This is a genomic window from Bradyrhizobium viridifuturi (assembly GCF_001238275.1).
GTDB classification, from domain to species: Bacteria; Pseudomonadota; Alphaproteobacteria; order Rhizobiales; family Xanthobacteraceae; genus Bradyrhizobium; species Bradyrhizobium viridifuturi.
Genome location: NZ_LGTB01000002.1, coordinates 151,409 through 174,470 on the forward strand (window position 1 = coordinate 151,409; position 23,062 = coordinate 174,470).

The 23,062-nt window shown below is 62.3% G+C and carries 16 protein-coding genes and 5 pseudogenes; 8 read left to right on the plus strand and 13 right to left on the minus strand.

The annotated features are described in order from the left end of the window. Positions 1–5: 5 nt before the first annotated feature. The 9 genes and pseudogenes from ALC15_RS02815 to ALC15_RS45395 form a co-directional block, all read right to left on the minus strand. A pseudogene (locus tag ALC15_RS02815) lies at positions 6–1,990 on the minus strand (conjugal transfer protein TraG). A 35-nt stretch (positions 1,991–2,025) separates the two neighbouring features. Further along, positions 2,026–3,789, minus strand: a complete 1,764-nt coding sequence (locus ALC15_RS02820; protein WP_050625968.1) for a relaxase/mobilization nuclease domain-containing protein — start codon at positions 3,787–3,789, stop codon at positions 2,026–2,028. Between the two features lie 202 nt (positions 3,790–3,991). Beyond that, complete coding sequence (locus ALC15_RS02830; protein WP_244485896.1) at positions 3,992–4,897, minus strand: lytic transglycosylase domain-containing protein; 906 nt, start codon at positions 4,895–4,897, stop codon at positions 3,992–3,994. Beyond that, entirely contained in the window at positions 4,894–5,406 is a 513-nt protein-coding gene (locus ALC15_RS02835; RefSeq protein ID WP_094193629.1) for a S26 family signal peptidase, read from the minus strand. The genes ALC15_RS02830 and ALC15_RS02835 overlap by 4 nt, the downstream gene beginning before the upstream one ends. After that, positions 5,403–5,867 (minus strand): DUF2840 domain-containing protein, encoded by a 465-nt coding sequence (locus ALC15_RS02840; protein WP_050625971.1) that lies wholly within the window; start codon positions 5,865–5,867, stop codon positions 5,403–5,405. The genes ALC15_RS02835 and ALC15_RS02840 overlap by 4 nt, the downstream gene beginning before the upstream one ends. A 291-nt stretch (positions 5,868–6,158) precedes the next feature. After that, complete coding sequence (locus ALC15_RS02845; protein ID WP_050625972.1) at positions 6,159–7,022, minus strand: replication initiator protein A; 864 nt, start codon at positions 7,020–7,022, stop codon at positions 6,159–6,161. Between the two features lie 22 nt (positions 7,023–7,044). Continuing rightward, the gene (locus ALC15_RS02850) at positions 7,045–7,326 is read right to left on the minus strand and encodes a helix-turn-helix transcriptional regulator (RefSeq protein WP_050625973.1); all 282 of its coding nucleotides are present in this window, start codon (positions 7,324–7,326) and stop codon (positions 7,045–7,047) included. A gap of 133 nt (positions 7,327–7,459) precedes the next feature. Next, on the minus strand, positions 7,460–7,870 hold the full coding sequence (locus ALC15_RS41415; protein WP_094193630.1) for a DUF2285 domain-containing protein: 411 nt from the start codon (positions 7,868–7,870) through the stop codon (positions 7,460–7,462). Between the two features lie 166 nt (positions 7,871–8,036). Continuing rightward, positions 8,037–8,231: a transcriptional regulator domain-containing protein gene (locus ALC15_RS45395; protein ID WP_050625975.1), complete on the minus strand. Its 195-nt coding sequence runs from the start codon at positions 8,229–8,231 to the stop codon at positions 8,037–8,039. A gap of 544 nt (positions 8,232–8,775) precedes the next feature. On the opposite strand from ALC15_RS45395, the gene ALC15_RS02870 reads away from it, so the two are divergent. Beyond that, the gene (locus tag ALC15_RS02870; RefSeq protein WP_050625977.1) at positions 8,776–9,003 is read left to right on the plus strand and encodes a helix-turn-helix domain-containing protein; all 228 of its coding nucleotides are present in this window, start codon (positions 8,776–8,778) and stop codon (positions 9,001–9,003) included. A 146-nt stretch (positions 9,004–9,149) separates the two neighbouring features. Here ALC15_RS02870 and ALC15_RS02875 read toward each other — a convergent pair. The 3 genes and pseudogenes from ALC15_RS02875 to ALC15_RS02885 all read right to left on the minus strand — a co-directional run bounded on the left by ALC15_RS02875 (position 9,150) and on the right by ALC15_RS02885 (position 13,735). Next, a pseudogene (locus ALC15_RS02875) lies at positions 9,150–10,345 on the minus strand (DUF932 domain-containing protein). A gap of 364 nt (positions 10,346–10,709) precedes the next feature. Next, positions 10,710–11,021 carry a DUF736 domain-containing protein gene (locus ALC15_RS02880; protein WP_050625978.1) on the minus strand — a complete coding sequence of 104 codons (312 nt, stop codon included), beginning with the start codon at positions 11,019–11,021 and terminating at the stop codon, positions 10,710–10,712. Between the two features lie 708 nt (positions 11,022–11,729). Next, positions 11,730–13,735, minus strand: a pseudogene (locus ALC15_RS02885) (ParB/RepB/Spo0J family partition protein). A 908-nt stretch (positions 13,736–14,643) separates the two neighbouring features. Here ALC15_RS02885 and ALC15_RS02890 point away from each other — a divergent pair. Both ALC15_RS02890 and ALC15_RS02895 read left to right on the plus strand, forming a co-directional pair. Beyond that, complete coding sequence (locus tag ALC15_RS02890; RefSeq protein WP_050625979.1) at positions 14,644–15,036, plus strand: hypothetical protein; 393 nt, start codon at positions 14,644–14,646, stop codon at positions 15,034–15,036. A gap of 148 nt (positions 15,037–15,184) precedes the next feature. Next, entirely contained in the window at positions 15,185–16,792 is a 1,608-nt protein-coding gene (locus ALC15_RS02895; RefSeq protein ID WP_128089421.1) for a recombinase family protein, read from the plus strand. A 54-nt stretch (positions 16,793–16,846) separates the two neighbouring features. Here ALC15_RS02895 and ku read toward each other — a convergent pair. Further along, positions 16,847–17,773, minus strand: a pseudogene (gene ku, locus ALC15_RS02900) (non-homologous end joining protein Ku); the annotation flags it as partial. A gap of 143 nt (positions 17,774–17,916) precedes the next feature. On the opposite strand from ku, the gene ALC15_RS02905 reads away from it, so the two are divergent. The 5 genes and pseudogenes from ALC15_RS02905 (at position 17,917) to ALC15_RS02925 (ending at position 23,030) form a co-directional block, all read left to right on the plus strand. Next, on the plus strand, positions 17,917–18,312 hold the full coding sequence (locus ALC15_RS02905) for a hypothetical protein (protein ID WP_200914635.1): 396 nt from the start codon (positions 17,917–17,919) through the stop codon (positions 18,310–18,312). Positions 18,313–18,357: 45 nt separating this feature from the next. Further along, positions 18,358–18,807, plus strand: coding sequence for a hypothetical protein (locus tag ALC15_RS02910; RefSeq protein ID WP_050625981.1), 450 nt, complete (start codon positions 18,358–18,360; stop codon positions 18,805–18,807). Between the two features lie 74 nt (positions 18,808–18,881). After that, a complete protein-coding gene (locus ALC15_RS02915) occupies positions 18,882–19,613 on the plus strand; it encodes a hypothetical protein (protein WP_050625982.1) in 732 nt (243 codons plus the stop codon). Beyond that, positions 19,580–22,249: a hypothetical protein gene (locus ALC15_RS02920; RefSeq protein WP_128089422.1), complete on the plus strand. Its 2,670-nt coding sequence runs from the start codon at positions 19,580–19,582 to the stop codon at positions 22,247–22,249. The genes ALC15_RS02915 and ALC15_RS02920 overlap by 34 nt, the downstream gene beginning before the upstream one ends. A 45-nt stretch (positions 22,250–22,294) precedes the next feature. Further along, positions 22,295–23,030: pseudogene (locus ALC15_RS02925) on the plus strand (SOS response-associated peptidase). The last annotated feature ends 32 nt before the right edge of the window (positions 23,031–23,062 follow it).

The window sequence follows — 23,062 nt, forward strand, 5'->3', positions numbered from 1 at the left end:
ATGCCTCAGAGCTCCATTCCGTCATCCGGGTCCATAGCGACCTGACGGGCGACACCACGCTGTTGGCGTAGAAGCCGAGACTGGCGGACTGCATCTTCGTCGTCGTCGAGAACGACGGCAAACTCTTCTGCAGGCGTCAGTTCGGTCGTCTCTTTGGCGATCGCGACATGATCGGGAAGTTCGGGCTCGCGACGGAGGCCGCTATTCGCCGTGTCTTCCGCTGATTGCTCCGCTTTGTCGGTTGGACGGGCGGCCGGCATAAGGGTTCCAGTTGTCGACCATCTGTCCGTTCGCGATGATCGACCTGATGCCGCCGGATCGGGTGGCGGCAAGACCCGCTCGGTGAACCGCCGGTCCTCGTAGTAGCGCACCTTTTTCGCCCGGATCGGCGGCGTGCCCGCCACCATGACGACCTCATCCATCGGCGGAAGCTGCATGACCTCGCCAGGCGTCAAGAGCGGCCTCGCAGTCTCCTGGCGCGACACCATGAGGTGCCCCAGCCAGGGGTTCAACCTGTGCCCGGCATAGTTCTTCATCGCCCGCATCTCCGTCGCCGTACCCAGCGCGTCGGATACCCGCTTGGCCGTACGCTCGTCATTGGTCGCGAAGCTGACGCGGACGTGGCAGTTGTCGAGAATGGCGTTGTTGGGCCCATAGGCCTTCTCGATCTGATTGAGCGATTGCGCGATCAAGAAACTCTTGATGCCGTACCCCGCCATGAAGGCGAGCGCGGACTCGAAAAATCAAGCCGCCCGAGTGCCGGGAATTCATCGAGCATCATCAGGACGCGATGCCGGCGGTTGCGGGCGTGCAGGTCCTCGGTGAGGCGCCGGCCGATTTGATTCAGCACTAGGCGGATCAGGGGCTTGGTCCGCGAGATATCGGAAGGCGGCACCACGAGATAAAGCGTCATAGGGCGGCTATCTGCGATCAGATCCGCGATCCGCCAGTCGCAGCGGCAGGTCACCTGGGCCACCACGGGATCTCGGTAGAGCCCGAGGAACGACATCGCGGTGGATAGAACACCAGAGCGTTCGTTATCGGATTTGTTGAGGAGTTCGCGCGCGGTTGAGGCGACCACGGGATGAGCACCCTGCTTGCCAAGGTGCGGCGTGGTCATCATCGCCTTCAGCGTCGCCTCGATCGGGCGCTTCGGGTCGGACAGAAAAGCGGCGACGCCCGCCAACGTCTTGTCGACCTCGGCATAGAGGACGTGGAGAATAGCGCCGACCAGAAGCGAATGACTGGTCTTCTCCCAGTGGTTCCGCTTGTCGAGCGAACCTTCGGGATCGACCAGGACGTCGGCGACGTTCTGGACGTCGCGAACCTCCCATTCCCCGCGCCGGACCTCGAGAAGCGGATTGTAGGCTGAGGACTTTGGATTGGTCGGGTCGAACAACAGGACGCGACCGTGCCGCGAGCGGAAGCCGGCGGTCAGTTGCCAGTTCTCGCCCTTGATATCGTGAACGATAGCCGAGCCGGGCCAGCCCAACAGAGAGGGTACGACGAGGCCGACGCCTTTGCCGGACCGGGTAGGAGCAAAACACAGCACATGTTCCGGTCCGTCATGGCGAAGGTAGTCGCGGTCGAGCTTGCCGAGGACCACACCATCCAGACCGAGAAGTCCGGCCGCTCGAATCTCCTCCGCGTCAGCCCAGCGCGCTGAACCATAGGTCTCGACATTCTTGGCCTCGCGCGCCCGCCAGACCGACATGCCGATCGCTACCGCGATCGAAACGAAAGTCCCCGACGCTGCGATAAAGGCTCCCTCGACGAAGACCTGCGGTGCATAAGCGTCATAGACGAACCACCACCAGAAAAAGATCGGCGGGTAATAGATCTTGAAGCCGGACAACTCGAACCAGGGCCGTCCGAGTTCTGGCTGGTACGCGAGCCGCCACGCCGTCCACTCCGTTGCTCCCCAGATGGCGAGCAGAACGATCAAGCCGACGACGATCACCTGTCCCCACAGGATTTTTGTTCCAGACACCCGAAACGCCTTTCCGCCACTGCATTCGCAAGTCACTAGAGGCCGAGGTCGCGCTTCCGACCAAAACCCCATTCGATACCGCCGCCGTCCTTCACGACGCCGGTGACGTGTTGGCCGAGCTTCTTTTCGAGTTCGCGGGACCAGGGCACGAACTGAAAGCCAAGACCGTTGTCGATCATGGCAAAGCGCCCCGAGGCGAGCGTCAGCCGCTGGCGATACGTGCCCGCCACGTGCTCCCCGGAGGCCGCGTTCGTCTGAGGCAGTCCGGTACTGGCCGAGACTTTTGCTGCCACTTCATCCAGTTCGCGTCGGCGCAACGTATTGAGGAGGTCGCGCTGCAGGATGACACGCTGGCCTTGCCGCCGTGCCAGGCCCTGCTGAACCAGATGCTCGGTACGGGCTTCCATCGCGTCGCGGGTCTCTCGGCCGAAGCCGCCCATGGCGAGCGGCATCGGCTCCCGTTCGACCAGCCGGTGGTCGAGCCAGGTTGCTCCCTTTGCGGCGATCTGCTCCCCAAGATCGAGATCGGAGCGGATCGCGATCACCATGGTGGGATGCGGATCGCCGGCTTGACCGAAACGTCGGACTTCGACGATTCCGCCGACCGGCGGCGCCTGTTCGAAGGCCTCGACGCCTTGGAAGCGAACGTGGTGTGCGCGCCCATCTGTTCCGTCGATCAGGGCGTAGGCCTCGCCGGTCAGTTCGTCATGCAATCCACGATCGACCAACCGTCCGATGATCTGGGACGTCGGCTCTCCACCTTCAATAACGTAATCGGCAACTCCTCGTGCTTCCCCACGCTCCGCAAAGGCGCGGTGCATAGTCTTGATGATGTCGCCGCGCATGCCGAGGTCGCGCAAGCTACGTTCAGCCTCGAGCCCGACCATCCACTCCCCAGGCGCGGCGGATGCAGCAAGGCCCATCTTCTCCAAGTTCTGAAGGCGGCCGACCATCAAGCGCCGGATCTCGGGATCGGACCTGCCGGGATTTTCGGGACGAGCATCGATATAGCCGGTCTCATCAGCTGCAAGCCGGATCTCCTGATCGAGCCGAGTCCATCGCTCTGCCGTGACTTCCTTCTCCAGGGAACTGCAGATCTCGTGCTCCGGCTTTGGACCTAGTTCGATTGCGACCAGTTCCTCGGCGCGCGAGCGCAGGCCTCGGCTGATGTAGTCGCGCGAGATCACGAGATCAGCCCCATTCTCATCGACGCCGCGGACAAGAATGTGGACATGAGGGTTGTCCGTGTTCCAGTGATCGACGGCTACCCAATCGATTCGCGTGCCGAGGTCGATCTCCATCTGCCTGGTCAGATCGCGGGTGAAGGCTTTGAGGTCGGTCATATCGCCGGCGTCCTCGGGCGAGACGATGAACCGGAAATGGTGGCGATCGTCCTTGCAGCGCTCCGCGAAAGCCGTGCCGTCGGCACGGTCGCTGCCGGCGTCGAACATCTCGGCCCGCTCGCCGCTTCGGGTGACACCATCGCGCTTCAGATACGAAAGATGCGCGCTCAGTGGTGCTGAGCGGAAGGCCCGTCCCTTATGGCGAACTACGCGCGCCTTCACCACGACGCGCCGTGTCGGGCTAAACAACCGGCCACGACTAAAGGCCAGTCGGCCGCGGCCAAACGTTGAGCGTCCATGGGCCACGGAACGCCGGCCGGCCGCAGCCTGACCGGAGGTGTGACCGGACTTCTTCGCGGCACGCAGCACTTGGTTGATGAAGCTCCTGGGCTTCGGCGTACGGGTGCCGCGGATGCGCCCGGGCCGAATACGCAGATCGCTGTCGCCGACGGTCATGGCCGGCCCTCGAAAAACGCAACCGCGCCTATGGTGCCGAAAACATCCTTGAATCTTCTGGCGAAAATCTTGGGCGCGGCACGCGCCCCGACCGACTGGCACGCCAGGACCCAAGCCATGTCAATGGCTTGCGGTTCGACCGGCGAGCCCCTTTTATCTCGCCTTCCCGCTGTCGTGCCTCCCCACCACCCCGCTCCCATGATCACCGCGACACTCCAGCCCGCGATCGCTCAACAAACAGGCCTTCGCTCCGGGGGATGACCGTCGCGATTTGGTGCACTGGATCTGCAGTCGAACTGCCGTTCCAGCGACCAAGGGGCGTCAAAAGGTCGGCAGTGGCGGCGCGCTCGATTCGTGCCGCGAACAGCGAAGCCTCGGTCCATGGCCGGGTTCGAGCGGCCGCAACCGGCAACGTGTCGGCAGGTCCTTGCCCTGCAATCAAAGGCGCGAGCGTTGCCACATAGACCTGTGTCTCCGCCGGCAGCGGTCGACCGCTGAGATGCTCGTCATAGCGGGCGGGACCTGCATTATAGGCAGCCAGAAAACCCGGCGAACCGTACCGATCGTACAGCTCCCTCAGATAAGCGGCGCCGGCCAGAATGTAATCGCGAGGAGCGAATGGATCAGGGCCGAGCTGATAGCGCAGACGAAGCTCGGACCAGGTCTGCGGCATGATCTGCATCAGGCTCATCGCCCCTTTTCGCGATATGGCGCGCACGTCGCCACCGCTCTCGATGCGCAACACCGCGTTGATCCAGCGCTCCGGAATGCCAAATCGGCGAGACGCCTCAGAAACGTATGCCGCAAACGGACCGCCTGCGAGCGAGTGATCCCGGTGCGATGACGGCGGACTCTCCACGAAGACGTTTTGCGCGTACGCACACCCTGCCGACCACGTCGCGAAGGCAATCCAAGCAACCAACCCGAGCGAATGAAATCGTGCCGCCGTCCTCGCGCCCGTCCAGGGTAAAGCTACGTCGCGCCGGCCTTGCGGCCGCCCTGGACCGCCGCTGCGCGCGGCGGCTTTGCGAACCTTGGTCGGGACGGAGGAATGGTGCAGCCACCGATCGAACAGAGGAATGACTGATCCTGAACTGCGCACGATCACTTCTCCCGGGTCCACACGAGAAGCGCACGGCCGATAACGGCCGACGACGGCAACAGTCCGAAGTAGCGGCCGTCGAGGGAATCCGCGGACTGCCGATTCATGAGAAAGAGTTCGTCCGCTCCGACGATGTCGCAGCCCTGCCACGACGGCAGCCGGCGGCCGCGGCTGTCGCGCTCCCGCGCGTCACCCATTTCAATGCCGTCGACGGTTATCGTGAGCCCGTGGCGGCAGACGATCTGTCCTGGAAGCGCCAACACATGCTTCAACATCGGCACGCCGAGCGGCAGATAGCCGTTGAGATCGAGAAAGGTGGCAAGCGGCTCGGGCGGCCGAACGGCGACGAGTTCATTGACGTACCGCGTACCTGTCCGCCGCACGCGATAGAGGCCAAGAGCAACGCTTTCCGAAGCGTTCCAGATGCAAACCGGCGCCGGCTCGACGACAATCGGTCCGACCAGCAAGGCAACGCCGCCAAGCATGCCGGCCAGCGTTGATAACCGGGCCATCATGGCGTCATCTTCCGTCGATGAAGCCATGCTTGATGGCGCGATTTCGTGTAGGCGCGCGGGTCTTCGTTGACGGTGAGACGGTTATGGACGTGCTGCCAGTAATCTGGCGCGGCGTCCGCAGGATCGATGCCGAGCGCCTCGACGCCGTCGATCAATTGCAGCACCCGTTCAACCTTCGGCCAGCCAGAGAGCCGCAGCAGGATCTCGCCACCGGGCTGCACGTATGGGACGGTCGAGTAGCGCTGGCCTGGCGGAACCGCGCGCAGGATATCGATCCGGGACACGACGGTGCCGAAGTCGTTGGAGGTCCAGCGCACGAAGGCGAAAATGCTCCCGGGGGCAAACGACAAGACACGGCGAGACCGATCCAGTTTCTTCTCTTGGACGGCGCGACCGAAACGGATCCGGTTCTCGATGCGCTTTTCGAGCCACAGCAGCTCGACCTGCGTGAGTTCACTCATGCATCTCTCCACGGCGTAGAATGTGCGGGCGACTGAGCGGCCGTTGCGCGTTGAACTGTGGCGTCGTTGGCGCGGCCGTGCTGTTAGATGTGGCTCGGCCGAACTGACGCTTTCCAGCGCGACGAATGGCGGGGACCGTTAGAAGAAATCCGAAGGATTTCAGGTTAGGAAAGTTACGGGGACGACAACGTCCGAGAGAACAAGCGCTTAAGCCAGATTCTGGTCCCCGATAGCACGAGGATCCGGTCCCCGATGGCACGAGGATGACGGTCCCCGATAGCACGAGCGGATTCACAGGCTACCTCCACGCTTGCGCAAGCGGTCCGAAAGCGGATCGGCGAGGGTTGGTGAGAAATTCAGGCGCTCGACGCCCCGCCGGTCATGCGTGATCACGAGCTGATAACCGGGAAGCGTCTGCCGCTTGACGATTTCCCTGAGGTCGTAGGCAAAATGCTTGAGCGGCGACAGGCTGCCGGACTTGGCATGGAGATAGAGGAAATCGAAACTCCAACCGCCGTCCTGGCGACCGCCATGCTTGCGGACGAGCCGGTAAAGCCAGCGCTCAAGTCCTCCCGTCAAATCGAAATAGGCGCGGTCGATCGTGAGCACGAGCGCGTCGTCCAGAACGCCGGCATAGAACCAATCCGGCAGAATCAGCTCGACACCGAGCGGCCGACCGTTTGCATCCGCCGTCTCCTTCCACTCGTTGACCCAGGAGAAGCGACGGCGCCGCCGCTCTGCCGGCTGGCGGATCGACGTTTGCACGGTGGTTGACTGCAGCCTGTCGAGCGCGGCCTTCAGACGATCATAATCTCGCGCACTCGTGCCGCGGCCGACGAACGTCAGAATCTCGTAAGGCGTTGCCGACATCAGGCGCGATGTCTTCAGCCCGGCATCACGCGCCTCGACGATCTGCGACGCCGCCCAGATCAAGACGTCAGCATCCCAGATGGTCGCCATACCGTGTTCCGGCACCGCTTCGACGCGGATCGAAATGGCTCCAGCCCGGAAATCGATCGGCACGACCCGCTTCGATTTGGCGAGGGAAAAGAACGGATAGGCCATCAGATCCTGCGCATCGCGCGGCGCGAGATCGCCGGGCAGCGCGCGAAAGAGCTCGAGCTGGTCGCGTTCGGAATGTTGCTTTCGCCGCATTGTCACTGCCCTCGCACTGACATCAGCGGCGTTCCTGGCCCGCATACGGGCGCAGCGTCGGGTGTTTCTTGGCCGGCAGGACCGTCCCCTTGCCGGGATCGGAGGTCGACGTCTTGGCGCCAAGGTCGGCCCAGGCTTTCAGGTCATCCAGCGCATAAACGACGCGGCCGCCGATCTTTCGATAAGTCGGGCCCGTGCCGTAGGTGCGGTGCTTCTCGAGGGTCCGACCGGATAGCCCCAGGTAACGCGCAGCCTCGGGCGTACGCAGAAAGCGCGGTGGGAGGCCGGCCATCGGATCGGGCATTTGAAGGCTCCAGGATGACAGCTATCGCGGATGGCGGTACCTGCGTGTATGCGGTCATCATGGAGAAGCGCGTCCTCGGAGGGGGATGCCGAAAATCGGGGATACGATTTTCGATACCCCTAGCGCGGAGAACCTATTTTTCCTTACGGCTCGGGCGCAGCAGCTTGCGATAGCCGCTGCGCATGAGCTTAATGCCACCGCGCACCAGACGGATCGTCCGATTGCGAAGATCATGCGTCTTCCAGGCGCGATCGGGGATTCGCTTCTTACCAAACAACGCCTCGGCTATGCTGCGATAGCTGCCGCCTTCACGGTGCGCGTCGAGCGCGCGGATTGCGGCACTCAAGCGTTCGCGCCGCTGCTTGGATAGCTGGTGAAACGCAGGACCTGGCGCGCGTCCATTTGCGGCGCGCCACAACCGCCGGGCTGCATGGACGCGCGCCTCTAAATCGCCGTCAAACGGCAGTTCGGCTGCATATAACGCGCCGGCAACTGGACGATCCTTGCACCAGACCCGGTGGTCTAGACCCGCGATGCTCAGCACGGCATGCCAGCCGTCCGCGGCGCGGCGCGCCTCAGTTGCTACGAGATCGAACAGTGGCGGGGACGCCGAACGGTGATCGGAAGCCGACGCGACCGTAAGCGGGACGACCGCAGCTAGAACCTCGGGCGCCCAAAAGACAGTCTGCTCGTCGAAGGATCTCTGCGGGTCATGGGCGAAAGCAGAGACCCCACCTCCTCCTGAATTCCGGAGTTACCTCGCCATCCGGACTGCCGGCGATCATCGCTTGGTAGTCGCGCCGGTAGTCCGCATTGCGACGAAGACATTCCCATGCGATGTCGGTGATCTCGGCGTCTTGCAAGCTATTGTAGGATTCCGACGACCGCCAATCGAACTCAGTCATTGCTCCCGCCCCCACTGCACGCACTCAACAAAGATTGCGACGCAATAATTATGAGCGAGAGGGTTGTAGGAAGTCCCTTATTTGGCACCACGTGGTGCGTGAGAAGCACCACCATCAGCAGGGAGAAATTGCTTTTCGTGTAAGCGAGGGCCTGGTGATCTTCTTCTACTTTGGACCGTCAGGACGCAAGAGACGTCCCCGCTCGGTTAACCATTTGGCGCGCTCTAGATGACTCTGATATGCGCTCCGTGCACGATCCAGTTCGCGCTCTGGATCGATATGCAGCACGATCCGAGCCACCTCCCGCCAGTCGGCCCCCTCACCTTCCGCCTGCAGAAGGCGAATGTATGTGACGACGTGCGCCTCATCATAGGGCGTCAGCGCATTATCGTCCGGCGCTCTGTAAGACGCATCTGGATCAAGAGGGGGATTCTGCATCATACTCGGCCGCGCTTATAGCATTGCCGCACACTATAGCATGGTTAGACACGAATAGGAACGATCGTTCCTAGAACGATCGTTCCGGCTCAGTTCCCATATCGCCATGGATCTCAAAGAGATCATGGCTGTAAACCTGCGTCGGAAACGCCACGATCTAAAAATGACGCAGGAAGAGCTAGCCGAGCGCGCAGGGTTAAGCGCCCGTTACGTGGGCGCCATCGAGCGCGGCGATGTGTCAGCGAGCGTCACTGTACTCGGACAAATTGCTGAAGCATTGGGGGTCCGGCCTGCAGATCTACTTGAGCAGAAAGTGCCCAAAGTTCGATCCTGACCTTCCGCGAGCCGGGCCAAAGGCCCGGCGAGCGCCGGACGCGGACGTGCGTCAGCGCCGCCGATCCGGCAAGCCGGGTCGGCGGCGCTGCATTTTGATCACCGGGCGAAGCCGCGCAATCCGTTACCGGTTGCGCGGCTCAAGCTTCACATAGCGCGCTCCATCAGGCGCTTTGCCTTGCCCTCCAATTCAAGACGCGTGTCCTGATGAGCCTTGCCGCGCGCAAACGCGGTGATGCCCTGCACGAAATCGAAGATGCTTTCCGGCTTGCGGCCCTGCTCGCCCAGAACGGTTTCGATGACCTTTGCCGCGTCGGACTTGGAGAACCCACCCCGGCGCAGGAACGTCTCCCGGTCCTCGTCGGTGCGGGCCACGATCCGCGCCCGCGCCGCCTTGATCCCGGCGACGAATGGCGAAGGCGACGAATTGGCAAAACTCGTCAACGCTGGCGCGGCTTCATGTGCGAACCGTTGCGCGGCAAACTTGGAATGCCGGATGGTGATTTCCTCGAAGTTCTCAACGCCCCACAGATTGCGGTTCATGCAGACGGCACGAAGGTAGAAGCTGGCGATGCCCAGCGTCTTGCTGCCGACTTCGCTGTTCCAGCAGTAGAAGCCCCGGAAGTACAAATCCGGCGATCCATCCGGCAGCCTGCCTGCCTCGATCGGATTGGCGTCGTCGACCAGAAACAGGAACACGTCGCGGTCGCTGGCGTAGAGCGTGGTCGTGTCCTTGGTCACGTCCACAAAGGGATTGTGGGTCATGGTGGACCAGTCCAGGACTCCCGGCACCTTCCACCTCGTGTCGCCGGTGCCATTGCCCGCGATCTTCATCACGGCGGCGACAAGCTCGTGGTCCCAGATGCGGCCGTAATCCGGCCCGGTGACCGCACGGAGCTCAACGCGGCCGTTATCGGTCTCGAGGGCCTTCACGAGCTCGCCGCGATGCGACAGCAAGCCGTGCTGCAGATTGATGGCCGACAGCGCAGCAGGCAGTTGCCGCAGGTAGGAGGTCGGCGCGCGACCAGCGTGCACAACTGACCAAAGCTCCAATGGGTCGGCGCCACCGGCGCGTCGCGACCCGGGACCAGCAATGCCAACCGCTCGGAACTGTCGCGGTTCGCCTCCACGCGGATGGCCCGGCTTTCCACCGTCCGCGCCTGCGCGCGTTCGGCTCGATCCCGCACCGATTGGTAAAGGTCCGGCAAGTTCAGGAAGCGCTCGTCATCCGGCCGCGCAAACCACTCGGACGACACGCGGCCGATCCGCTGGCCGCGCGAGACATCGACGCGGAAACCACCGGATGCAGGCTGTTCGCTCTGAGACAGATTCATCGTGTTCATGGTCATTCTCCTGTTGGCTGAGGTTGAAGCGCAGCGCTGCGCTGCAACCCTGCCCGTCGGCGAGACCTGGGGTAGCAAGGGCAAGGGCGGCCGGAGCGGAGGGGGATCACCCGCCTGACAAGGGCGCGCCGAAGGCCGCGCGTCTGCACGCGCCTGACGACAACGTCGTCATGAACAGTCTGGCGCGGAAGACCGGGGATACCGCTCCGGCCGGCACGGCGAGCCGCCGTGCTTCACCCTTGCCCGCGCGAGGGCGGAGCCCTTAGCAATCCCTTCAATAAAAAAGGCCTTGTTCCTGCCAAACGGCGCAAGAAACGCAAAAAGGCCCCGCCTCCGAGGGAGGCGGGGCCGAGGATCGCCTGGATCAGTCGCCGCTGCGGCGGGACCAGATCAGGGTGAAGCCCTCGTCGCCTTCGACCTTCACCAGCGAGGCGTAGATCGGGGCCGGGAAGCTCGGGTCGTCGAGCTTGACCGAGAGGTACTCGCGCTCGCTCTCGCGGGCGGTCTTCTTCCAGGCGGCGCCGAACTCGGTCACGCCGGCGAAGATGCGGTAGTCGGGCGCCTTGTCGTTCTCCTTCTCGGATGCGGCAAACCGGGCCTTGATGTTGAGCGTCAGGGTCTTGATCGAGCCGGTGTAGCCGTTGTCCGAAGCGGTGAAGGTGCCGATGGTAGCCATGGTGGTCTCCGTCTGTTGCTCGGGCCGCGCCTATCGCAGCCTCGATGGCGATCCTTGGCCCGGGGAGCGATCGGCCCGCAGCCGTCAGGCCCGCAGCGCAGCGGAGGACGGCGTCAGCCTGCTTTTTTGTCTTCCCGCGAGGAATGCCGCCCCCCGGCGGCAGGGGAAAAAAGCAGGCGTAGCCGTTGCGGGAAGGCGATCGAGGCTCTTGCCGTCCCTCGGGCCTGATCAGCCCATTCGAGTTGCGTTGGACGCGCCCCTGAACGAACTGACGGAGACCACCATGCGGCCGCCACCGATGCTGCACAAGGACTGCGGCTGTAGCGATCGAGCACACGCTGACACCGGCGCATCAACGGCGAGGAAAACGCATCCCGGCCAACACCGACGCGCCATGGCGCATGCTTGCAAGCGGGAGCGACGCCGCCGCTGGACTGATCCGCCGGGCAGCGAACACAAGCACCGCAGTCAATGCACGTGCTCCGAACGACCGCTATCAACTGCCAAGCGCAGAAGGGCACATCGCGACGATAGACCTCCTGACACTGCCGCAAGTGACATCCGGAGCGATTAAAGCCCCGCCTCATGGCGGGCCTTCGTTGGACCGGTCGCCGTTGAGCGTCAAACGACTTCGGCCGCGCGCCGGTCAGGCGCGCGGCCGAATTTTTGGAACTTGCCGGGACCGCGTCAGCGGCCCCGGCTCGCTCGTTACTCCGCAGCCTGTGACTGCATGCCCGCATCATCTGTCGCGGCCGGTGCCTCCGCGTCCTTCTGCGCCTTCGCCGTTCGCAGCAATGAGGGCAGCCAATCGGTCGGCGTCAGCAGTTGCTCAGCCGCTTCCGCCATCTCGACCTTCTTCAGGTCGGCGAGACGGTCGGCCGCCTCCGCGCTCACTCCTTCGCGAACAGCCTCCAGAATGCTCGCCTTGGTGACCCGGCCGAGATAGCTGCGCACGGTCGGACGCCAGTAGCCGGTCATGTCGAGGTCCACGGCCTCCGCCAGACGATCGGCCGCCGCCAAGCGCGCGGCCTGCGCTCCCATGGCAGCTTCACCGCATTGACGGTGAGCGCAACGCAATGCGCGAACAGTGCCATGCGGCTGTCGTGATCAAGCTCGACCACGAACGTCCAGAGATCGGCAACGTCACGCGGCATCTGCCTTGCCCAATTGGCATGGCGATCCGCCCACTCCTTGCCGGTGGGAGCGTCCTCGATACCGTCGGCATGTGACGACAGGTCGATCCTGACCGGCTGGATGCCGACAACCCGCGCGTCCGCGCCGACATAGAAGGTCTGCGCGGACAGCGCATGCGTCACCGCAAGGACCGCGATCTCCGGCTGTTCGCTCAAATTGAGCCGCAGGCCAAGCGTTCGGTGGGCGGTGAGATCGCGGACCAGAAGGTCCGATAGCGACGGGCCTTCATCCTCGTCGTCGCCGTCATCCTCCTGCCCGTCGAGGTGATCCACCTCGCCGCCCTCGTCGATGTCAGCATCGGGCACTTGCCCATCATCGATCTGATCGGCTTCGGACTGCGGTTTCTCGTCGCCTGGACGAATGAAGCCGCGCTCGATCCGCAGCGTGCCGTCATGATTGAGGATCACGAAGGCGCCGCCGCGTGCGATGTCGTCGGCATCGTAGGCCTGCCGCCTGGCTTCCAGCCGCTCGATGTCGGCCTCAAGCTCGCCGAACCGCGCATCCACCTCGTCCGGAAGCTCCTCAGCGGTCTGATGCTCCTCGGTCAGCCGGTCGAATTCGGCTTGGACCGCAGTCAGCGCGGCCTGATCGTCCGCCGACAACTCGACCGGGTGCGGATAGGTTCGCCGCATGCCATGCGCATGCGGGAAATCGAGATGAGCCTCGGTCCATTTCCAGCCCTCGGCGGCGCGCAGCGCATCGGCCTCGCGGCCGAGCCGTGCCGTCACCAAGAGATCGAGCAGCGCCACGTCCTCCAGATAGCCGCCGCGATCCTCGGTAAAGAGGTCGCGCAGGATCGAGCCGCCTGCCTCCGTGTAGGCCTCGATCCCGACAAAGCGCACGCGGCGCTCCGTCGCGGCGACATGGGTTTCCGTGAGCATGCGGCGGATGGTGCTGGCGTCGCGGTTGTAGGACAGCCGCTCATAGACACCTTCCTGCCGGGCGTGGTCATCGGTGATGGCAAACGCCATCAGCTGCTCAAGGGTGAGATTACCGTCACGATAGACCTGCATCAGCTTCGGAGAGACCGCGCCGAGCCGCAGACGCTGCCGCACAACGTGCGGCGTCACGCCGAACCGTGCCGCAATCTCCTCCGCGCCGAGGTTGCGTTCTTCCGCGAGCTTCCTGAACGCTTCGTACTGGTCGGCCGGGTGCATGTTTTCCCGGGTGACGTTCTCGTCGAGGCTGATCTCGTGGGGATCGTTCGCGGTGTCGACGACGCAGCGGATCGGCTCGGTCTTCTTGATCTCCTTCCGCTTGACCCGCAAAAGCTGGGCCAACCGCCTGCCCTCGCCAATGGTCACGAAGTAGAACCCCGTGGCGGTCTCGCCGTCCATCTCCGGCTCCACCACCAGATTTTGCAGGATACCCTTGGCGGCGATGCTCGCCGCATAGGCCTCGATCGCCGCCTCGCTATGGGGCGTCTTGCGCGCATTGTTCGGCGACTTCTTGAGCTTGTTGAGCGGAACGAAAATCTCCGTCCCGCTGGCCGGAATGACTTCAACTGATTTGGCCGACATGATCCTTCTTCCTTTCGCTTTCATGGGTGCAAGGCGCACTCCGCGCCTGCGCCCCTGCCCGTCGGCGAGACCGGGGGTAGCAAGTGCCAGGGCGCCCCGAGCGGAGGGGGATCGCCCGCCCGCAAGGGCCGCTCGCAAGAGCGGGTCTGCACGGGCGCATGTCGCCGTTCGAGAGAATGAAGAACCTGCGAAAGCGCGGAAGACCGGGGAGACCGCTCGGGGCGGCGCCGGCACTTGCCGGCGCTTTACCCTGGCGCGCGCGAGGGGCAGCGCCCCTGAGATCTCAACCATGAGAAAGTTGGATCGCCAAAAAAGGTGGAGCACAATCAAGAGTGAGAAAATCAAAGACGCAGCCGGCGAGAGGGCAGTGATAGCGACGCGGGCATGCAATGACCGCGGGCACCGAGGCGACTGCAGTCGCGAGACTGGTCTAAAAAGGCACCCGAGCGCGGGTCAGTGATAACGACGACGGCATGCAATGACGGCGGGGCCCGTGAGCGAGTGCCTCCGGCAAGCGACACATTATGATCTCTTGCTTGCGCGAGGGATCGACGCCGAATGGCCGAGACGCCGTGCGGCTCGGTTCACGAGAGCCCGCTGCGGCACAGCCGCACGCGCCAAATGCGATGAACCGACCCAGATACCGCTCAATTGCTGCGGATTGCGATGGCAGTATCACCAGAGGCCGGGCAGAACCCAGACCCTGCCGCAGCCGGGTGTTCAAGACGCTGTCCTATCGAACCTATCTCCTCAGCCACAGCCGATGAGCGGCATAAACAAGATCTCGGCCATGAACCGTCATCGATAGGCCGGGCGACCGTTGAAGCGCGCCCTGAACTTTAGTTCTACCAACAGTTGATATCGCCCATTTGCTCCCCTAATGTCCCCATTGCTGGGGGAAATTCGGAATGAGACTTTTGGTTATCGCTGCCGCCTGCGCAGTGTTGGCTGGCTGCGCGGCATCAAAACAAGAAGTGGTGGCGCGCCTCGGAGACCAATACGTCGGTCAGAACATAGACACCCTGGTTGTGAAATTCGGACCACCGACAAGCATGTTCAAGATGAACAGCGGGCAGTCATCCTATGTCTGGCAGCTCTCCGCCGTAACCGACATTGAGACTGATCGAGGTTGGGGCACGGCGAGCACACGGTATTGCAAGGTGAGCGTGATCACCTCGCCAACCGGGGTTGTGCAGCAGCTCAATACCGAGGATTCGAATGCAGGATATGGCCTTCCGGGTCTGGTCGGCGCCTACGGAAGCATTTGCGGCCAACGCTTGGGGATGAGACCTCAAGGTTAGCCAGTATTGGCGGTTCGGTCATCCTTCGCAGCCGAACTGGCATCTTCTAGAATTCAAATCGAATATCGGTTGAATTTTGCGGTGATGGTTGACCGCTCACAAACTTGGGCGGTCCTACCCTCCGAGCCCGGAAGCTAGGAGGCAGTCGATGTTCTTGACGCCATCCTCTCGGGACGAACCGTCCGTTCAAGACTTGAAGACTGCCGCCCAGTACGTTCGCATGTCGACCGAGCATCAGCGCTATTCGCTGGAAAACCAGGCGGCGATGATTGCAACGTTTGCGGCGTCTCGTCACATCAAGATCGTCAGGACTTATATCGATCGGGGCCGCAGCGGCCTTCGTGTGAGCAATCGACCGGCACTGCAGGCGCTTATTGACGACATCCAGAATCGAAGAGTGAACTTTGACACTGTGCTCGTTTACGACGTCAGCCGATGGGGACGATTTCAAGACGTCGATGAGAGCGCATACTATGAGTTCACCTGCCGTCAGGCTGGCGTTCACGTTCTCTATTGCGCCGAGCAATTTGAAAACGACGGAAGCTTCATCTCTGCAATCATGAAGAACATCAAGAGAGTTGCCGCAGGAGATTACAGCCGAGAGCTCTCAGTCAAGGTGTTCGCTGGTGCCTGCCGCCAGGTTCGCCTCGGGTTCAAACAAGGTGGCAGAGCCGGCTACGGGCTTCAGCGGGTCCTGCTCGATCAATTTGGCAATCAACGATGCATCCTTGCCCCTGGAGATCGCAAGGTCCTTCTGTCAGACCGCGTCGTGCTTCAGCCGGGGCCGCCTGACGAAGTCGCCACAATCCGCCGCGTCTATCGGATGTTTGTGCGAGAAAGGCGCTCGGAACTTGACATTGCGCGGACCCTCAACGAGGAGGGAAAATTCAATGAGCAAGGACGCCCCTGGCAGATGCTAGCTATCCGTCGCCTGTTAACTTGCGACAAGTACATCGGCAATTACGTCTACAATCAAAAATCTGGAAAGCTCAAAGGCAAACGGAGACCGAACCCACCCGAACAGTGGATTCGGTGCGAAGGCGCATTCGATGCCCTCGTCGATCCAGAAATTTTCAGAGCCGCGAAGAGGATTGTGGATCGACGTCCTCGTCGAACGCTGCGGGCCTCGAAATCGGACGAGGAAATGCTGGATCTGCTGCGGGAGCTTCTCATCAAAGAGGGCCGGCTCACGCACTCCTTGATAAGTAATGCCAAGAACATGCCGGTCGGCGCGACATATCTCATGCGCTTTGGCAGCCTGAAGAATGCCTATGCCAAAATTGGTTACAAGCCGGACACCTTCAAGTTCTATGAATCCAGGCGAGCCGCGAACGCGAGCCGCGACAAACTCGCGGATGAGATCGTCTCAATGGTTCAAGGCAGCGGTCGCCCCGCCAGTTACGATGTGAAGACGGGCCGAATGCTGATCGCGCCCGGGCTCTCCGTATCGGTATTCATCATCCGCTGCCGCCCTACGGCAAAGAATGTTCTTCGGTGGCCCGTTGTTCGGCGGATTGATGCCGGCGCGCCATTCGTCCTGGCCGCGCGTATGAGAAGCGACAATGTCTCATTCCTCGACTTTCATTTGCTCCCGGTGCGTCGCGCCCTGAAGCCTCGCTTGACGTTCAGGAAATCCAGACAAGCCGAGATTCTTCGGTTTCGCGCGACGACGATCGAGGCCGCGGCCCGCTCTGTTATCAGCGCGGCCTCGGCGATGGAGCGGCTCCCCTTGCGAGGCCGATTGACCAAGCACTAGGCTCCTTGCGCAGAACTTGAGACAATCCCTGGCGGTGGCGTCGCGACTCCTAAGCGACTTCCGCTGCGGTTTGGCTGCCGGCTTCTTCACGGCCGCCTCTTTCGCCGGCTTCTTGCCTGCGATCGGCATCAGCATTTCCTTCTGCCCGGCCGCCGCCTTTCGAGGCTTTTTGCCTGGCTTTTTGGATGCTTCCGGTACGCCCACTCCTTCTTTTCCAAGGCTCTTGCGCAGCGCATCCATCAGGTCGACGACGTTCTCGCCGCGAGGGCGCGCTTTCGCCGTGATCGGCTTGCCGGCGCGCTTCTGGTTGATGAGATCGATCAGGGCGGTCTCGTACTGGTCCTCGAACTTGTCCGGCTCGAAATGGCCTGACTTCTGATTGACGATGTGCCTGGCCAGATCGAGCATGTCCTTGGTGACTTTGACATCCTGAATGTCGTCGAAATATTCCTCCGCGGATCGGACTTCGTAGGGATAGCGCAGCAGCGTTCCCATCAGCCCCTTCTCGAACGGCTCCAATGCGATGATGTGCTCGCGATTGGTGAGCACGACACGGCCGATCGCAACCATGTTCATCTCGCGGATGGTTTCGCGGATCACGGCGAAGGCATCGTGGCCGACCTTGCCGTCGGGGCTCAGGTAATAAGGGCGGATCAGATAACGCGGATCGATCTCGCGGCGGTCGACAAACTCGTCGATCTCGATGGTTCGCGTCGATTCCAGCGCGACGTTGTCGAGCTCGTCCTTGGTCACCTCGATGAAGGTGTCGGTATCGACATTGTAGCCCTTGACGATGTCCTCGTTGGCAACCTCCTCCCCGGTATCGGCGTCGACCTTCGCGTACTTGATGCGGTGACCGGTCTTCCGGTTGAGCTGGTTGAACGAGACTTTTTCGGATTCCGACGTGGCCGGATAGAGCGCGACCGGACAGGTGACGAGGGAAAGGCGCAGGAAGCCTTTCCAGTTAGCGCGGGGGGCCATCGCGGGGAACTCCAGTACTGTGCTGGATTCAAGACGAACGGCACGGCCTGGTTCCGACACGGCGCCTCTCCAGGCAGGACGATTTTCTCTCGATGACGGTGCTAGCGGACTCGACATTTGTTCTTGTTATGTTCTAATTCGGAATGACCGATCGACCCGCGAGCTGGCGCATGCCGACCCCGAAGCAGATGGAAAAGCTGGCCGCCGAAGCCGCCCGTAAACCGGCGCCCTCCTCTGCACCTCCGGATGCGCCACTTCCGGCGGAATACTGGGAATCGGTCCTGAAAGACCCTCGCGCCGACGAGACCGGAGCCGAGAGGCGGCAGCGACGTCTTTGCGAGATTCAACGCCACGTGCTGCGCGTTTCCTGCCGCCGCTGCGAGCGAATCGTGGAAATCCAGACCGCGGATGCCGTCCGATTGTATGGCCGCAACGCCGCCTGGAAGGACGTGGCGCAGCGGTTGCTCGACAACACCTGCCAGCAGCGCACCGGCAGGCATGAAGAAGACGGGTGCTGGCCGGCGTTCGAGGCGCCGTAGACCGCTCCGGATGCCGATCCGATCTATTAGCGCCTGGATGCCCGGATGGCCCCGAAGTATCACCCCACGCCCCTGTCAGGCGGCGATCGCAAGGCTCTGGCGAAAGCGCTCGGCAAGGCACGCGCCATGGCCAACATCCTGGCCGCTCAGTCAACGGAGATGCGAGCCAAGGGCGAAGCCATGATCCAGCAAGCGGACAGGCTGCTTTGCGAAAGCTGGAACGAGCGCATGTGGAGCGACGGCGAGCCGGTCGACCCGTCACCCACCATCGACCAGGCTGTGAATGGCGGCTTTCCCTGGCTCGAGATCATGTGCGCGCGCTGCAAGACGCCGAGCGACGTCGATCTTGGGGCGATCAAGCATCCGCCGAGCACCTTCGTGCACGATCTCGCCAGCCGGCTGCGCTGTCGCAAATCTGCCAAGGCGGGCCGGCGTCCATCCGCAACTCTGCTACAATTGGCCTCACAGCCTCGCCACCTCAGAACCGAACCTTGACCGATGTGCAATCTCTATACCGATAGGACCAGCCAAGCGGGTACGAATGCGCGCGTAGTGCGAGAGCTAGAGATATGAGCCCTCCCGCCGCTGACCACATCGTACCCCTCACGTCGGAACAGACCGAGACCGCGGAAACGCTCCGGCTGCTTCTAGGAACCGCCGTAGCCAATCGCTACATCGACTTCTGCCAGATCGTCAGCGGCACGCTACCGCTACTGGCGAACCTTCCGCCCGCTGCGCACGCTCTTCGCGAACTGGAAGGGCTCGTCCGCGCGATCCTAGCGGCGCCGATGGACGCCATACCGACGGAAAGTGCGGAATCCGAGAAAAACAGGAATGAGGCCTTGGAGGCCGTGAAGGCGTTCGGGTACGACAATGAGGTGCTAGAGAACGTATCCAAGCAACTTAAACCCCGGCAGAACCACCGATTTCAGATCGAACGCATCAGCGATCGGCTCGGACTGGCTCCCGACTCCGAGGTCGTGTCGCACTGGCTCCTCCTCCGCGACATCAACAAATCAGTCCACCAACGAAATTTCAATAAGGGGCTGCGCGTCGACGAAGAATTTCGACGGAAGTTCGCTCATCCGATGGACGTGGTAATGCGCGGTATCGCCATCGCGCTGCAGGATCGCTACGCAGCTCTGCTCCAGAGAGCGATCGAAATCGCGGCCATGCCGGCGGCGCTGGGTATAAAGGCTTTCGTCGCCGAAGTCCCGGGAGCCGGACAGCTTCAATACAGATTCTACGACAGTCTGACGTCGGAAGATTGGTTGCTCAGCTTCGGAAGAAGGGACTGCTAGGTGAACCGTTCTTCACGCCGGAAGAGGACGATACCGGCTTCCGGCAATGGTCGGTCGGACGGTATCTACTCCGAATGGCCGCATCTCCGAACCCGTCGACGCGCGCCATGGTCGTCGGCGCGATCCGCGCTTTGGCGGGATCCACGCATCCGGACGTACAGCTTTCCGGCGTGGAGATCGCGGCCGCGCTTCCCGCGCTGGACGCCGCCATGCTGGCGGAAACGATCTCCGGTTGGCTCGTGCCCGGCGAACGGTTCTTCCTGCTGCATCCGGCGAACATAATGAAAAATCTCGCCCGCGCAGGTTACGGAAACGCGGCGCTTCGGATCGCCACCGCCTACTTCCAGGTCTTCTCCAAAGACGACCGTCTGGCAACGCTGCACGACCATTTGATGTATGAGCACTTCCTTTCGGACACGGCGACGGACCTCATAGCCGCCGCGCCTCGGCCCGCGTTGGAATTGTTCTGCGATCTACTGCATCGAGTGGCCGTCATTCGGAAGTATCTCCCTGTCGACGAGCACGGTGATCTCTCCAATCATCTGTTGGGCGACATCGACGGAAATCCGCAACACCGCGACATTCCGACGGCGCTCGCCGCCGCCATCGTCGAGGCCGCCACCGAGGCGATCCGTGAAGACGTGTCGAAGGCGAACGATGTGGTCTCACGTATTCGCTCCCGCGAAGGCATGGTCTTCGAGCGCATCGCGATGCGCGTGGTGGCGTCCTCGTCCGGCAGTCTGCCCGAGTTGGCTACGCGTTACTTGATGGACGCCGACCTTATCGGAGCGTCTTGGTGCCGGACCGAGTACGACCTGATCGCGAAGGCGTGGTTTCCGTCGCTCGGTGCCCAGGAGCAACAAGCGATCCTCGATCGCGTGGACTCGTTCATACAGGAAGATCGTTGGCGAAAATGGTTCGTCGAGGCCAATCACCGGGAACCGAACGAATGGGACGCGCGGGAGCACCGGTTCGCGACCGTCCACGATATCGTCGGCGGTTGGAGCGACGTTCTGCCAGTCGATCGCCAGCGCGAGCTCGAGGCCGGCGCCGCCGAGTTCGGCACGCCGAGCGACCGCTATCATCGGTTCGTGGGATTCGTGACGAGCCCGCGGTCGAGCGAGGACATGAGTTCTGCCGGCGTCGACGCGACAATCTCTTTCCTTCGCGATCGCGCTCCGGATCCGGATCGAGAATCGGCGCGCGAGACGACGGCATTGGCCGGCGAATTCAGAACTGCGGTCTCGGCGGATCCCCTCGCCTATTCGAAAAGCGCGAGCGAAGTTATCGACCTTCCGTCGATATTCGTGCGGCGCTTCCTCGAGGGTCTGGATACGCCGGCCTTCAATGGCGCCAATCTGGACTGGTCGTCACTCTTGTCTTTCATGACGACCGTCGTCCGGCGGCTGGAAAGGCGGCCGGTCGATGCCGACCGTTATCCTCTCCTGCGCGCATGCATCGCGCTGATGGTGTCCGGCCTCCGCAAGACCGCGGCCATCGATATCCGACATGGCGGCGAGGTTCTCTCCCTCGCGACGTCGCTGCACGCGATCGCTTCGACGACTCCCGAGCCCGACGAAATGCGAAGGTTGCTGCAGCCGCCGTCGTTCGCCGACGCCCGGCAGAGACTGAGCGGCAGCATCGTCGAGTTGAGCATCCTCGGCCTGAATTGGCTTCATGCGAATGGAGCCGCATCGACGTCCGAGCCTTCTACGAACACACCGTCGCCCGTCGGAGCGCTTCGGTCCATGCTGGTTCAGTCCCTGGCCGATCAAAGCGGCAAGCATGCCGCGCCCCGCATGGTCATGGGCAGGTACCTGAATTGCCTCTATCGGGTCGAAGGGTGCTGGCTCAGGCATCACCTGACATCGCTGCTGCCTGTCGACGACGAGTCTCTGCGTGAATATGCCTGGTCGACGCATCTGCGCGACGACGTCGGCCCGATCGACGACCTCTTCGAAGAGCCGTCCTATCGCGACTGCTACATCGGCGAAATCGGGAAAATGTCGTCGGGCGGCGCGAATGTCCGTGAGACGAACAACCATCGGCTTACCGGATATCTGATCACCTTGCTCGTCAGAGGGACTCTACCTGAGGAATTGTTGAATCTCTTCTTGGAGAGCGCGCCAATGTCCGAGCGTCAGGACGCCATGCGCCTGATCGGCCAGACGATCGGATCCGGCGGGGCCGAATCCTCGGCCTTGAAAGAGCGCGCAGAACGATATTGGTCGCGGCGACTTTCCGCCGCCAAGGCAAGCGCCGACCGAAGTCGCTACGCCAACGAGATTGGGTCCATAGGCCTTTGGTTTCTATGGAACGTCGATGTGGACTGGCTTCTCGAACAAATTACAGACGCGTTGGGCGCGGGCTACGCCCCCAACGACCTTTTTATCGTTTTCCAGAGACTCTCGAGGCTTGAGGAGGCGAAGATCGACAAGGTGATCGAGGTACTCGAAGGGATCGCGACGAGCCCGTCCGTGAGCCGATACGCGCTCATGGTGCAGCCCGCGGAGCTTCGCAAGATGCTGACCGCCGGCAAGGTTTCGCAAAGCGAGAAGACGCGTCGGCGGGTCGAGCGGATCGTCAACGTGTTGGCATCCAAGGGGGTCGACTCATTCATTGATCTTCTCCGCTAGAGGCATCTTCAGCTTGAACGCATTACCCGCTTCGGAACTATGAACATGTGCAATCTCTACTCGATCACGACCAATCAGGCCGCCATCAGCGCGCTCTTCCGCGTCGTCAACCGGTATGTGGGCAATCTGGCACCCATGCCCGGCATGTTTCCGGACTACCAGCGCCGATCGTGCGCAACGGAACCGAGGGCCGCGAGCTCGCCACGGCGCGATGGGGGATGCCATCGTCGTCAAAGGCAATGATGGACGCTACCAAGAAACGAGCTGAAAAGCTGCAGGCCAAGGGCAAGACGGTCGATTTCAAAGAATTGCTCAGAATGGAACCGGACGGCGGCACGACCAACATTCGCAATGTGAAGAGCAAACACTGGGCCCGCTGGCTTGGCGTCGAGAACCGCTGCGTGGTGCCGTTCAACGCCTTCAGTGAATTCAACAAGGCCGAAGGCGGCGACATCTGGTTTGCCCCCGACGAATCCCGGCCCCTCGCCTGCTTCGCCGGCATCTGGACCAACTGGACCTCCGTCCGGAAGGTCAAGGAAGGCAAAACCACCAACGACCTCTATGCGTTCCTCACGACGGAGCCCAACGCCGAGGTCGGCGCCATCCACCCGAGGCGATGCCAGTAATATTGACGACGCCGCACGAGGTCGAGACCTGGATGACGGCCCCTCCGGACGAGGCCTTGAAGCTGCAGCGACCGCTGCCGGATGGATCGCTCCAGATCGTCGCCCGCGGCGTGAAGGAAGATCCTGCCGCGTCGCTTGATCCCCTAAGGTCATGAACACAACGAAGATCTGATGTCACACGCTCGGA